The sequence below is a fragment of the Micromonospora sp. NPDC049366 genome, from assembly GCF_044466625.1.
In the GTDB taxonomy this organism is placed as follows: domain Bacteria; phylum Actinomycetota; class Actinomycetes; order Mycobacteriales; family Micromonosporaceae; genus Micromonospora.
Genome location: NZ_JBITMV010000011.1, coordinates 63,859 through 76,704, shown reverse-complemented (window position 1 = coordinate 76,704; position 12,846 = coordinate 63,859). Strand labels below are relative to the sequence as shown.

Genomic DNA, 12,846 nt, shown 5'->3' with positions numbered 1-12,846 from the left:
ATCAGGGCGGAGCGCGGGTGTGGCCCGTGGGGGCGGGGTGCCCGATGTTGACTGCGGCTGGGCCGGCGGGCTGGCGTACCCGCAGGGTCGTGAGACGGCGCCCCGGGGAAATGGCCGGGCGCCAAGGCCAAGGGCCCCGCTGCCGTGAGGGCCTTGGCGGGCCGAATGAAGTGGCTGACCGCTGGGTCGGCGTCCGCCGTTTCACGTGAAACGCGCTAGAGGTGAGCGCCGGGTGCCGGCGGTCCGGTGAACGCACCGCCCCCGCCGTGGCTCCGGCAGTCGCGCAGCCGCTTCTGGAGCCTACGAAGTGACCGTTGGTGCATCCGGTCCCCGGCTGACGGAGAGAAGCCGCCAGGGGCGTTCTGGAGGGCCGGGCCAATCCTTCTCGGGGATCTGCTCGCTGCCGGTCCTTCCATCCGTGCCCCCACGGGGCCGAGGCTCCGCGTTCCAGCGGCTGCTTCGGGCTCTGCGGTGTTGATGATCGACTCGATAACCGAGTGATGTCACGGTGTCCGGGTGTTGGGAGATACCGCGACGCCCGGGAGCCGGGAAGTGCGGGGTCCGCTCCCTGGCGATCGAGCGGTTCTGGCTGTTGGCTTCGCGCCCCCTCTGAAGTTCCGGTGAGCGGACGAAGTGCAGTGGGGACCAGACGCTGAGTGCTGCCGACGGCGCCCGGCCACAGGGACAGCTCGCTCGGCCGGCCGGGCGGTGCCAGGCAAGGTCGGCTGATCGCCGGAAGAGGACAGCGGCGAGTCGGCGGCTGCCCAAGGCAGTGAATCCGGACCGGGCCGGATCCGGGCGGACGAGATGACGGGTAGCCGTCGTCCCGCGCGACTCTTCCCACTGGCCTCGTTTCACGTGAAACCGTGCGGCAGACGTGGCGAGCGAGAGCCGCAGGGGTTGCCGGCCGCCGTCGGTTCGAGGCCGAGGCGTCATGCTGCGTGACTCTCGGCGGACGACCAAGCCCCGTCCGGGGCGGCTGTGTCCGAGCGCCTCCGCGCGTTGCGGGCCGCCGGCCGCCCAGAGCGGGCGCCGGTGCGTCGGGCGACGCTGTCCGATGGGCACGGGGGAGATTGAGCCCCCTGCCCTGGCAGGCAGCGCCGGTCGGGGCCAGGACCGTCGGGGCCGCCAGAGGAACGACCGGGACGGAAACGACGCCGCGATCCGCATCTCGGTGATGAGGGCGGAGAGTTGGTCGTGCGACTGTGGGCAGGAACGCGGCCGAGGGAGCGGACTACCGCTAACGGGTCGACGGTCTGGGGTCATCGAGATCACGGAGCGACTGCGCTGAGGGAGGCGCTCTGAACGCTGACCGGGCGATAGGCGACCAGCCGAGGCGACCGCGCCCAGGGCCGACAGCCGACTGGCCGAAGGCGGCCGGGTCCGCCAGGCCACCGGTTCGCCGCGCCGGCCGGGCCGCCAAGTCCGCTCCCGGTTCGCCGCGCCGGTCGGGTCCGACGAGCGCCGGCCGGGTCGGACGAGGCCACTGGATCGACGGTTCAGCGGCTGGACCCGAACGACTTACTCCGACGGAGCGCACCGATCGAGGGCGCCAAGGGCGGACGCAGCGGACGCGCCGAGCAGGCGTGCTGATCGGCGGAGCGGACGGCCTCCTCGGGGCGGTCGTCGCAGCGAGCCGGGACCGGATCCCGCCTCCCTCGTTTCACGTGAAACGAGGGAGGCGGCCCGCTCGCGTTACCCCGGACCGTGCCGCGCAGTTATCCACTGAAGTTATCCACACGGGTTTTCCACAGGCACCCGTCGTTTCACGTGAAACAGCGCGTGGAGATGGGTGTTGGCCTGTGGATGACGGCGCGGATCCGCCAGTGCGGAGGCCTGTGGATATCTCCCGGAACGGTGGATGACGGGAGCGTTGCTCGGGCCCGGAACCACCCAGGATTTCGGGTAGGGACAGTCGTCTCCGACTCGGTTAGGGTCAGCCTCGTGCCCGACACCCCTCCTGCAGTTCCGGACTTCACCCACTGGCCCTCCTTCCCCTTCGAGGGCGATCTCCGCGTCAAGCAGCTCGACCCGCCGGTCGCCGTCGAACCGCCCCGCAAGGGCGAAGGCAGCCGGGAGTGCACCGCCTGCGCCGCTCCTGACGAGGCCTACATCTGGGTGGGTGAGCGCTGGCGGGTACGCGCCATGGACCGTCCCACCGGCCTGCCGATGGTGCTCATCCTGGAATCCCGGTCCCACCTCGACATCGGCGATCTGCCGAACCTGCTCGCCGCCGAGCTCGGGGTGATGACGGTACGGCTGGAGCGGGCCATCCGTTCGCTGGACGGCGTCGGTAGAGTGCACGTGAACCGCTGGGGCGATGGCTCCGCCCACCTGCACATGTGGTTCCTCGCCCGGCCCTACGGTCAGCTCCAACTGCGCGGCACGTTCCTGTCGCTCTGGGACTCGATCCTGCCGCCGATCCCCGAGGCACAGTGGCGAGAGAATCTCGCGCTCGTCGCGGCTTGGCTCGCCGAGTTCGGCGGACGACCGCTGGCGGAACCGCCGCGGATCCAGTGGCAGGCGCCGTCCAGCCTCGCCGCCCAGGGGGCGGCCACCGTCGACGAAGGGCCGGTCGACGAGGTGGTGTCAGTGATCGAGGCATCCGAGGAGAATCCCGAAGCGGCCACGGGTGACGGCGGTGGAGTCGGGACGACCGGAGTAACGGTGGTCGGCGATGCCGCGACGGCCGGTGCCGGACCCACTGCGGGCGGCACCGAGGTGGTCGTGCGTGACGAGGGCGGCAACGGAACCGGTGCCGAGGGCGGCAGCGGGGACGGGGTCAGGACCGCCGTCGAAGCCGACGATCGCGGCACCGCCGGAAGTGCGCTCGGAGCGACGGTCGGCGTTGGTCGTAGCGGCACCGGGATCGGCAGCGGCCAGAACGCAGACGACGCCGACAGCACGGACGTCGAAGAGACCGGGGACGAGGAGACGAGGGCAGCGCCGGTCACCGTCAAGGGCGATGGAGCGACCGGCCCGAACTGACCCAGCCGCGGTGGCTGCTCGAACCGCATGACGGTCGCCGAGGCCGCTGGGCAGCGGGCCGGCCTGAACCGGCGGAACCGGCAGCCGAGCGGAACCGGCCGGCACGACGAAACCGCCGGCAGGACGCAACCGCAGGCGCGACGCAACCGCCAGCACGGCGGAACCGGCAAACCCGTCCGCGCCGCTCGCTCGCACCGGAGGCGAGCCAGGCAAGAGCGGCGGCGGCGATCAGAGGCAGCCGCGCGGTCAGGGGCGGCGGGTCGCGGCTCGGGCGACCAGCGAGCTGAGCACCTGGCCGAAGTCGAGGGCGGCGGCGGAGACCGCGAGCGGGAGCAGCGACGTCTCGGTCATCCCCGGGGAGACGTTCACCTCCAGCACGTGCGGCCGGCCGTCGGCGTCGACGATCATGTCGACCCGGGACAGGTCCCGTAGGCCGAGCGCGTTGTGCGCGGCGAGCGCCACGTCGGCGACGTGGTCGGCGACCTCGGGCTGGAGTCGGGCCGGGGCGTGCCAGGTGGTGCGGCCGGCGGTGTAGCGGGCCGCGTAGTCGTACACGCCGTTGCGGGGCACGATCTCGACGGCGGGCAGCGCCTCCGGGCCGTCGCCCAGGTCGACGACGGAGACCGCGACGTCCATGCCGGGGACGTACCGCTCCACGAGGGCCGTGGTGTCGTACGCGAAACAGCCCACCATGGCGGCCGGAAGGGCGGCGGCGTCCCGGACCACGGCGGCGCCGAGGCCCGAACCGCCCTGCGCCGGCTTGACCATCAGCGGCAGCCCCAGGCGGTCGACGATCCGGTCGAGCACCGCCACCGCGCCGAGTTCGGAGAAGCGGTCGTGCGGCAGTGCCACCCAGTCCGGGGTGGGGATGCCGGCCTCGCGGAGCACCGCCTTGGCCGACGGCTTGTCCCAGGCGAGGCGGGACGCGCGGGCGTCGCAGCCGACGTAGGGCACGTCGCAGAGGTCGAGTACGCCGCGCAGGGAACCGTCCTCGCCGGTGGCGCCGTGCAGGGCGATCACCACGGCGTCCGGCGGGTCGGCGGCCAGGGCCGGCAGCAGGGCTACGTCGGCGTCCCGGAGCTCGGCGTCGACGCCGACGGCGCGCAGCGCGTCGAGGACCCGGCGGCCGGAGCGCAGGGACACGTCCCGTTCGTAGGAGAGCCCGCCGGCGAGCACCAGCACGTGCAGGTCCTCGGTGACAGGTGACGCGGTCAGCCCTGGCTGCTCGGCAGCGGTCGTACCCATGCCGGAATCATGCCAAGTCGGGACCCGGGGTGTCGGAGCCGGCCCGGCCACGACGGGGGCCCTCCCCGCGGATCGCACCGAACACCCGTCGGGTGGCGAGCTCCTGCTCCATCACCCCGGCCAGCCGGCGGACGCCCTCCCGGATCCGCTCCGGCGGCGGGAAGCTGAAGTTGAGCCGCATGTGACCGGTGCCGGTGCCGTCGGCGTAGAAGCCGGTGCCCGGCACGTAGGCGACCCGGGCGGCGATGGCCCTCGGCATCATGGCCTTCGAGTCGAGCCCGTCGGGGAGGGTGGCCCAGACGAAGAGACCGCCGCCGGGCCTCGTCCAGGTGGTCCCGGCGGGCATCAGGTCGGCGAGGGCGTCGAGCAGCGCGTCCCGCCGCTCCCGGTAGACCTCGCGGTAGACCTTGAGCTGCTGCCGCCACGGCATCGTGCTGAGGTAGGTCGCGACGGCGGCCTGCGCGTAGCCGCTGGGGCAGAGGATCTGCGCCTCGCTGGCGATCACCAGCTTGTCGCGGACGGCGTGCGGCGCCAGGATCCAGCCGACCCGCAGACCGGGGGCGAAGGTCTTGGAGAAGGTGCTGAGGTAGAAGACGCCGTCGCGCCGACGGGCGCGCAGCGGCGCGGGCGCCTCGCCCTCGAAACCCAGTTGGCCGTACGGGTCGTCCTCGACCACCAGCAGCCCGGCTCGTTCGCAGATGTCGAGGACCCGCTCGCGCCGCTCCTCGGAGAGGGTCACGCCGGTCGGGTTCTGGTAGGTGGGGATGGTGTAGAGGAACTTGACCCGCCGTCCGGCGCGGGCCAGGTCGGCGATCGCCGCCTCCAGCGCCTCGGGGATCAGGCCGTCGGAGTCCATCGGGACGTGCACCACCTGGGCCTGGGCGGCCTGGAACACCCCGAGCGCGCCGACGTACGTCGGGCCCTCGGCGAGCACCACGTCCCCCGGGTCGAGGAAGAGCCGCGCCACCAGGTCCAGGGCCTGCTGGCCGCCGACGGTCACCACGACGTCCTCCGGGGAGGCGCCGCACGCGGCGTCGATCCCGGAGAGCGCCATCACCTCACAGATCCGCTCGCGCAGCTCGAGGGTGCCCTGGCCGATGCCGTACTGGAGGGTGGTCACGCCGTGCTCGCCACCGAGCCGGCCGAGCATCTCGCCCACCGCGTCGAGCGGCAGCGCGGCGATGTAGGGGGCACCACCGGCCAGCGAGACGACCTCCGGACGGCTCGCCACGGCGAAGAGCGCTCGGATCTCCGAGGCGGTCATCCCGCGCACGCGGCGGGCGTACCGGTCGGTGTAGTCGTCGAGCGTCGTGCCGGTCATGACATCACCTCGATCGCTGGTGCGGCTCCCGCTGCGGCGTACCCAGGACACCGGCGACCATGGCGGGCGTGGGACGCCGATTGTCGATCCTAGTCGCCCCTGACCAGGGACGTGAGGTACGACATGAGGGACGTCCACATCCCGGGCGCCGGTCACCCACCGCGGTGAGGGTTCGCGCGTCCTCTCCCGTACGGTCGATCAGCGGCGTACGATCGCTCGTCGGGGGCAGGAAGGCGGCGCTGTCGTTCCGTGCCGGGTTCACCACCGAGCCTATTGTGGGGATGCGCCAATGTCGCGACGTCTGGTCAGTCTGACCCTGGACACCCTGGAGGACCTGCCCCGTCCGTGTCGCCAGTGCGTCTACTGGGAGCTTGATCCGGTCTCCGCCGACCGCGCCTGCGCCGCCGGTGACCCCGGCCTGGAGAAGGAGGCCTGGGTCTCCCAGACGCTGCTGGAGTGGGGCTCCTGCGGCAAGCTCGCGTACGTGGACGGCATGCCCGCGGGCTTCGTGATGTACGCCCCGCCCGCCTACGTGCCCCGCTCGATGGCCTTCCCCACCTCGCCGGTCTCCGCCGACGCGGCGCTGCTGATGACCGCCAACGTGGTGCCCGCCTTCGCCGGTGGCGGGCTGGGTCGGATGCTGGTGCAGGGCGTGGCGCGGGACCTCACCAAGCGGGGGATCAAGGCGATCGAGGCGTTCGGCGACGCCAAGTTCGGCGACGCGGACGACCCGACCCGCGCCTGCGTCGCTCCGGCCGACTTCTTCCTCTCCGTCGGGTTCAAGACCGTACGTCCGCATCCGCGCTTCCCGCGTCTGCGGCTCGAACTGCGCACCGCGCTCAGCTGGAAGTCCGACGTCGAGTACGCGCTGGAGAAGCTGCTCGGCTCGATGAGCCCGGAGACCCTGCTCCGTCCGGTACGGCCCGCCCCGGCCACCCGCGCCACGATGCACTGAACTGTCAGTCGACGACCGTGCCGGCCGCCACGACCGCACGGAGTTCGCTGACGTCGATCGAGCCGGTCGGGACGTCCCGCTCGATCGGCAGGTACATCCGCTGCACGCCGGCCACGATCGCCTCCACCAGCCGGTCCCGGAACCGCGGGTCGACCAGCCGGTCGCGGTCGGCGGGTGAGGTGAGGTATCCGATCTCCACCCGGACCGCCGGCATCCGGGTCAGCCGGAGCAGGTCCCACGCTTTGGCGTGGGTGCGGCAGTCCCGCAGGCCGGTACGGGCCACGATCTCCCGCTGCACCAGCCCGGCGAGCCGTTCACCGGTCGCCGAGGTCACCCCGTTGTCGGTGCCGTAGTGGTAGGTCGCCACGCCCTCGGCGCACGGGTTGGCGTGTCCGTCGGTGTGCAGGGAGATGAACACGTCGGCGCCGAGCGCGTTGGCCAGCTCGGCGCGTTCGGTGTCCGGCAGGCAGTCCTCCGGGGAGGGCCCCCGGGTGAGCTGGACCCGCACGCCGGAGGCGGCGAGGCGTCCCTCCAGTCGGCTGGCCAGGTCGTGGACCAGGTCCGCCTCGGTCCAACGCAGCCGCCCGTCCGGCACCACGACGCCCGGGTCGGTGCCGCCGTGCCCGGGGTCGATGACCACGGTGCGGCCGACCAGGGTCGGACCGGACTGGCGGATGGCGTCGGACTCGCGCAGCCACTGCGGCCGGCCACCCACGACTTTCCGGCCGAGCCGGCGCAGCGCGTTCATGGTGTGCGGTCCGCAGGCGCCGTCGGGGGTGAGCCCGACCTCCCGCTGGAACTGGGCCACCGCCCGCGAGGTGCGTACGCCGTAGATGGCGTCGGCCCGGCCGACGTCGTACCCCATCTCCAGCAGGCGTTCCTGCAACGACCGGACGTCCTCGCCGGTGAGCGGTTCCGGCACGGCGTGGTAGAGCGTGCGGGCGCCGAGCCGCCAGCGGGCGGCGTCCAGGGCCCGCCACGTCTCCTCGCCGACGCGGCCGTCGACGCTCAGCCCGCGGGACTGCTGGAACGCGCGTACGGCCCGCTCGATCTGGGCGTCGAACTCGTCGTCGTCGGGACCGGCCGGGGTGAGCAGGTTCAGACCGACCAGGACCGTACGGATCTCCGTGACCGCGGGTCCGCGGTCACCGGGACGGATCGGACGCACGCACGACCCCCTCTGCACGGACGCTGGCTGGCCGGGCGGCCCCGGCTTGAGGTTATGCGCTTCGGCGGGGCGAGGTGGCGTGGGCGGCGAAAAACGCCGAACCCCGGACCGCGGAGGCGGTCCGGGGTTCGGCGTCGTCGGCGCAGGTCAGAGCGCCGATTCGATGAGCTTCACCAGCTCGCCCTTGGGCTTGGCCCCGGCGATGGACTGCACCGGCTCACCGTTCTTGAACACGGTGAGGGTCGGCACGGACATCACCCGGTAGGCCCGGGCGGTCTCCGGGTTCTCGTCGATGTTGACCTTGACGATGGTGACCTGGTCACCCATCTCGCCAGCGATCTCCTCCAGCAGCGGCGACACCTTGCGGCACGGCCCGCACCACTCGGCCCAGAAGTCGACCAGCACCGGCTTGTCGGACTTCAGCACGTCGGTCGCGAAACTCGCGTCGGTGACCGCCTTGGTCGTTCCCACTATGCCCCTCCTCCAGGGTGTGTTTCGGTTGTTCAGCCCTGCAGCGTCGCGATGAAACGCTCGGCGTCGAGGGCGGCGGCGCAGCCCGTGCCGGCGGCGGTGATCGCCTGCCGGTAGACGTGGTCGACGAGGTCGCCGGCGGCGAAGACACCGGGCACGCTCGTCCGGGTGCTCGGCACCTGGACCTTCACGTACCCCTCGTCGTTCAGCTCCACCTGACCGCGGAAGAGTTCGCTGCGCGGGTCGTGACCGATGGCGACGAAGACACCGGTCACGTCGAGCACCTTGGTCTCGCCGGTGTGCACGTTGCGGAGACGGGCGCCGGTGACCTTGCCGTCGTCGCCGAGGATCTCCTCGACGACGCTGTTCCACTCGACCTTGATCTTGTCGTTGCTCAGCGCCCGCTCGGCCATGATCTTGCTGGCCCGGAACGAGTCGCGTCGGTGGACGATGGTCACCGAGTCGGCGAAGCGGGTCAGGAAGCTGGCCTCCTCCATCGCCGAGTCACCACCGCCGACGACGATGATGTGCTGGTTACGGAAGAAGAAGCCGTCACAGGTGGCACAGGACGAGACGCCGTGGCCGAGGTATTCCTGCTCGCCCGGCACGCCCAGCGGCCGCCAGGCGGAGCCGGTGGCCAGGATGACGGCGCGGGCCCGGTAGGCGGTCTCGCCGACCCACACGGTGCTGGTCGCGCCCGAGCCGGCGTCGCCGGTGTCGACCAGCTCCACCCGGGTCACGTCGTCGGTGAGGAACTCGGCGCCGAACCTCTCGGCCTGCTTGCGCATGTTGTCCATCAGCTCGGGCCCGAGGATGCCGTCGGCGAAGCCGGGGAAGTTTTCCACCTCGGTCGTCGTCATCAGCGCCCCGCCGGACTGCACGCCCTCGATCACCAGCGGATTCAGGTTGGCGCGTGCGGCGTAGACCGCCGCGGTGTAGCCGGCCGGCCCGGAGCCGATGATGATCAGGTTGCGGACCTCGTCCACTGCCGTCTCCCGAGTTGTGTTGTCGGCGTCGGCGTCTACCGATGCCGATCCGAGTGCGGCACCCGGAGGTGCCGACGAGCTTCTTCCAGAACGTCATCGTATTGACCGGGAATTCCCAGGACGGGCATCCGGTGGGTCACGTCACGTGAGCGGTGAAACGCCGATGACCGCGATTTCACCCTACCCGGGTGCGGTAGCGGGTGTCTGCGCCCGAACCGGGTACGCCGCACTCCGGTCCGCTCACCCAGGTCCACCGTGCGCCGGTGCCGTCGGTGAACCGCACCACCAACGCCTGCTCGCCCTGGAAGGCGGCGTAGTCGACCAGGTCGACCACCAGCGGACCGGCGCGGTGCTCGGCGGCGATCTCGTCCAGGCATGTGGTGAGCGCGGCATGGTCGGTGAGCCGGGCCAGCCGGTCCCGGCCGTCGGGCGCCGGTAGCCGCTCCCCCTCGGCGTCGGCCCCCGTGCGGGGCATCTCGCTGGCCAGCGGCCGGGACGTGGCCGATGCGCCGGGCGCGCTGGCACCGGCGAGGCTCTGCGGGGAGTAGTCGGTGCCGCTGTGGATCGCCGGGCCGGTCGTCCTCGCCGGCCCGGCCCCGGCCGCGTCCGCCGGGGCCCTGACCGGCTGGTCCATCGCGGTGCCGGCGGTGTCCCCGTGCTGACGAAGCTGACCGACGCCCAGGCCGACGGCCGCCAGCGAGACCGCGGCGACCGCAACGGGGCCGGCGACGCGGGCCCAGCGGCGGCGCCCCCGACCCGGGCCGGTCGCGACGCGCCGCCCCGATTCTGCGCGTGACGTGCCCGCGGCCGGCCGGCGCCGCACCGGCCCGCCCTGCGCGGGGACCAGCCGCCCGCCGTCGCCCGCCGACTCGATCGTCGGTACGCCGTCGACCGGCGCGTCCGACGCCAACCCGGCCGGGTTGCCGTCTGCGGAGGTCGGCATCGGCTCCGCGGCGAGCGCCGCGGCGATCCGGTCGCTGATCTCGGGCGGCAGTTCGACCGCCGGCTCGCCCCACCCCGCCAGATCGGCCCGGACGTCCGCCACGGCCGGTGCCAGCAGGGCGTACGCGTCGGCCCAGACGCTGTTCTCGCTGATCAACCGGGCGACCAGGGCCTCCTCGGGCGTGCCGTCCAGTGCCCCGCCGACGTAGTCGGCGAGCAGGTCGTCGTCGACCTCCTGGGACCGCCCGGTCGTCACGCGTCCTCCTGGTTGGCGTCGCGCCGGGATCGCCCCGGCCCTGATCCGACGCCCTCCGACGGGCGTGGGTTCCCGGACGTGACGGGTGGCACGTCGCCGCGCAGGTGCCCCAGCAGCACGGCCAGCCGGGCGCGGCCCCGGGCGCACCGGCTCTTCACCGTCCCCTCGGCGACGCCGAGGATCCGGGCCACCTCGGCGACCGGGTAGCCCTGCACGTCGACGAGGACGAGCGCGGCGCGTTGCTCGACGGGCAGCGCGGCGAGGGCCTGCCGGACGACGAGGGCGGTGTCGTGGTCGGTCACCGGGGCCGCCGGCTCGACGCCGCCGGTGCCCGAACCGCTGTCGCCGTGGACCCCGTCGGGCAGCGGCACCGTGGGGTGCGCCTGCCGCCGGCGGATCCGGTCCAGGCAGGCGTTCACCACGATCCGGTGCAGCCAGGTGGTGACGGCCGAGTCGCCGCGGAAGCGGTCGGCCGCGCGGTGTGCGGAGAGCAGCGCGTCCTGGAGCGCGTCCGCCGCCTCCTCGCGGTCGCCCATCGTGCGCAGCGCCACCGCCCAGAGGCGGTCTCGGTGTCGGTGGAACAGCTCGGCGAAGGCGTCCCGGTCACCGGCGACGTGAGCGCGCAGCAGCGCGAGGTCGTGGGCCGGGTCGGCGACGCCCGGCGGGACCGGCGCGGTGGCCGGCGGTGAACCCGCGTCGTCGTGCGTGTCCATCACCACGTCCGGCGGAGGCGGTGCCCGGGACGTGGTTGCCGGTTCACGACCCCTGGACCGAGATCTCCTGGACCCCGAGCCGGAACCCGGGACTGTCCTCGTCGGCGGGCAGCTGGGTGACCCAGAAGAGCAGGTACCGGTATTTCTTGTCGGCGTCGAAGCCGTCGAAGGTCATCGTGGTGCCGTCGTGCTCCTCGAACGGCTGGCCGATCGCGGTCTTGTAGTTCTCGACCAGCTGCTTGTCGCCCGAGGAGGTGGAGGGCGGGTTGACGCTGCCGCTGAACAGCGCGGCCGTCGCGCCGCTGCCGGCGAGGGTGACCTGGACGGAGCGCACGGTGTGCGGGGCGCCGAGGTCGATCCAGACGCCCATCCCCTTCTTCAGGTTGCCGAACTTGTTGTTCGGGTAGCGGTCGGTCCGCCAGCCCTCGTCGGTCTTACCGTCGATGATCTTCTTGGCGCCGTCCAACTCGTCGCGCTTGCTGCTGTCCGGGTCGATGATCCGGACGTCCTGGATGCGCAGCGGCCCGGCCGCGGGCGGGTTGGCGTCACCGGCGGGAGCGCTGGAGGTGGGCGCCGCGACCGGGTTGGTCTGCGGGTCCTTGTCGTCGCCCCCACCGAGCGCGCTGATGCCGATCAGGAGCCCGACAAGGGCCACGGCGAGCAGGCCGGCGATGCCGATGGCGACCTTGCGGCCACCGGCTGCGGCCAGCGGCGACGGCTCCTCTTCGGGGTCGGCGGCGAAGCGCAGCGGGCCGCTGTTGTCGAGGTACGAGTCGTCCGCCGGCACGTCGAGGCGGGCCAGCTCGGCCGCGAGCACGTCCGACGACGGCGGGGCGATCTCCGGGTCGAGCAGGTCCATGGTCAGGTCGTCCAGGTACGCCGGCACGCCGGCGCGGACCTGGCGCGGCGCGGCGATGGCGCCGGCGGCGTCGCGTACGCCGTCCGGAATGGCGGCCCGTCCGTGGCCGGCGGTGGCGCCGCGCAGCGGGGCCTCGGTGTGCGGCCAGTGCCCGGTCAGGGCGAAGTAGAGGATCCCGCCGACCGCCCGGATGTCGCTCTCCTGGCTGTCGTCGCCGTCGGTGCGGGCGTCGGCCAGCACCACGCGGCCGTCGTCGGAGATCATCACGGTGCCGGGGTGCACGTTGCCGTGCACCATGCCGGTGGCGTGGACGGCGGCGAGGGCGCTGGCCACGGCGCTGCCGATGGCGGTGGCGCGCGCCGGGTCGAACTGGCCCTCGGCGACGAGCTCCCGCAGGGACTGCCCGTCGACCCACTCGCGCACCACGTACGCGCGCTCGTCCTCGTCGATCGCGTCGTAGACGCCGACGAGGTTGGGGTGGATGACGCGGCTGGCCGCGACGGCGGCCTGGAGCATCTCGGTGGCGGACTCACCACCCGGGTAGCGCAGCACGACGGCGACGGGGCGGCGCAGCACGACGTCGACACCCCGCCAGACCAGACGCCCAGCGCTGTCGTTGTTGATGTGCTCGACCAGTTCGTAGCGCTCGGCGAGGATCTCACCGGCCGTGGGAGCACCGAAGGTCATGACCGGCGGAGCGCTCTCGTCCGCGTCCTGACCCTCGCCGACCTGGGTCACCCGTCCTCCCTCGGTGATCGTGTCGATCGATGGACCCGCGCTGCTGGGCATGTGGCTTCCCGCTCTGCCTTCAAAGGAACCGGCCGACCGGAGTCGCACCGATGCCGGCTGCCGTTCCCGTCGACAGCGACCTTACCCGGGTTGCCCGCTTCCCCGACATGTCATCTTCCCGCCGCACCCACCGAGGTGCCCGGAGTCGGAGGA

Annotated in this window: 10 protein-coding genes; 2 read left to right on the top strand and 8 right to left on the bottom strand. The window is 72.8% G+C overall.

The window, feature by feature from the left end; translation table 11 throughout:
- The first annotated feature begins 1,944 nt into the window (after positions 1-1,944).
- Positions 1,945-2,988 (top strand): hypothetical protein, encoded by a 1,044-nt coding sequence (locus ACIBTV_RS17185; protein ID WP_396705899.1) that lies wholly within the window; start codon positions 1,945-1,947, stop codon positions 2,986-2,988.
- A 246-nt stretch (positions 2,989-3,234) separates the two neighbouring features.
- Here the strand turns inward: ACIBTV_RS17185 and ACIBTV_RS17180 are convergent, their stop codons facing one another.
- Positions 3,235-4,233: a D-alanine--D-alanine ligase gene (locus ACIBTV_RS17180; RefSeq protein ID WP_396705897.1), complete on the bottom strand. Its 999-nt coding sequence runs from the start codon at positions 4,231-4,233 to the stop codon at positions 3,235-3,237.
- Between the two features lie 7 nt (positions 4,234-4,240).
- On the bottom strand, positions 4,241-5,554 hold the full coding sequence (locus ACIBTV_RS17175) for a PLP-dependent aminotransferase family protein (protein ID WP_396705895.1): 1,314 nt from the start codon (positions 5,552-5,554) through the stop codon (positions 4,241-4,243).
- A 289-nt stretch (positions 5,555-5,843) separates the two neighbouring features.
- Between ACIBTV_RS17175 and ACIBTV_RS17170 the strand changes: the two genes are divergently transcribed.
- Positions 5,844-6,509, top strand: coding sequence for a GNAT family N-acetyltransferase (locus ACIBTV_RS17170; RefSeq protein ID WP_396705893.1), 666 nt, complete (start codon positions 5,844-5,846; stop codon positions 6,507-6,509).
- 4 nt (positions 6,510-6,513) lie between these two features.
- On the opposite strand, the gene ACIBTV_RS17165 is transcribed toward ACIBTV_RS17170, so the two are convergent.
- The 6 genes from ACIBTV_RS17165 to ACIBTV_RS17140 all read right to left on the bottom strand — a co-directional run bounded on the left by ACIBTV_RS17165 (position 6,514) and on the right by ACIBTV_RS17140 (position 12,693).
- Complete coding sequence (locus tag ACIBTV_RS17165) at positions 6,514-7,677, bottom strand: N-acetylmuramoyl-L-alanine amidase (protein ID WP_396705891.1); 1,164 nt, start codon at positions 7,675-7,677, stop codon at positions 6,514-6,516.
- Positions 7,678-7,824: 147 nt separating this feature from the next.
- Positions 7,825-8,148 carry a thioredoxin gene (gene trxA / locus ACIBTV_RS17160; RefSeq protein WP_396705889.1) on the bottom strand — a complete coding sequence of 108 codons (324 nt, stop codon included), beginning with the start codon at positions 8,146-8,148 and terminating at the stop codon, positions 7,825-7,827.
- 32 nt (positions 8,149-8,180) lie between these two features.
- Entirely contained in the window at positions 8,181-9,134 is a 954-nt protein-coding gene (gene trxB / locus ACIBTV_RS17155; RefSeq protein ID WP_396705887.1) for a thioredoxin-disulfide reductase, read from the bottom strand.
- A gap of 175 nt (positions 9,135-9,309) precedes the next feature.
- Positions 9,310-10,332, bottom strand: coding sequence for a hypothetical protein (locus tag ACIBTV_RS17150; protein ID WP_396705885.1), 1,023 nt, complete (start codon positions 10,330-10,332; stop codon positions 9,310-9,312).
- Positions 10,329-11,045: an RNA polymerase sigma factor SigM gene (gene sigM, locus ACIBTV_RS17145; protein ID WP_396705883.1), complete on the bottom strand. Its 717-nt coding sequence runs from the start codon at positions 11,043-11,045 to the stop codon at positions 10,329-10,331. The genes ACIBTV_RS17150 and sigM overlap by 4 nt, the downstream gene beginning before the upstream one ends.
- A gap of 43 nt (positions 11,046-11,088) precedes the next feature.
- The gene (locus ACIBTV_RS17140) at positions 11,089-12,693 is read right to left on the bottom strand and encodes a protein kinase family protein (RefSeq protein WP_396705881.1); all 1,605 of its coding nucleotides are present in this window, start codon (positions 12,691-12,693) and stop codon (positions 11,089-11,091) included.
- Positions 12,694-12,846 lie beyond the last annotated feature (153 nt).

Coding starts and splice junctions, on each gene's coding strand:
- ACIBTV_RS17180 (WP_396705897.1), bottom strand. CDS start 4,233: ATGGGTACGACCGCTGCCGAGCAGCCAGGGCTGACCGCGTCACCTGTC.
- ACIBTV_RS17175 (WP_396705895.1), bottom strand. CDS start 5,554: ATGACCGGCACGACGCTCGACGACTACACCGACCGGTACGCCCGCCGC.
- ACIBTV_RS17170 (WP_396705893.1), top strand. CDS start 5,844: ATGTCGCGACGTCTGGTCAGTCTGACCCTGGACACCCTGGAGGACCTG.
- sigM (WP_396705883.1), bottom strand. CDS start 11,045: ATGGACACGCACGACGACGCGGGTTCACCGCCGGCCACCGCGCCGGTC.
- ACIBTV_RS17140 (WP_396705881.1), bottom strand. CDS start 12,693: ATGCCCAGCAGCGCGGGTCCATCGATCGACACGATCACCGAGGGAGGA.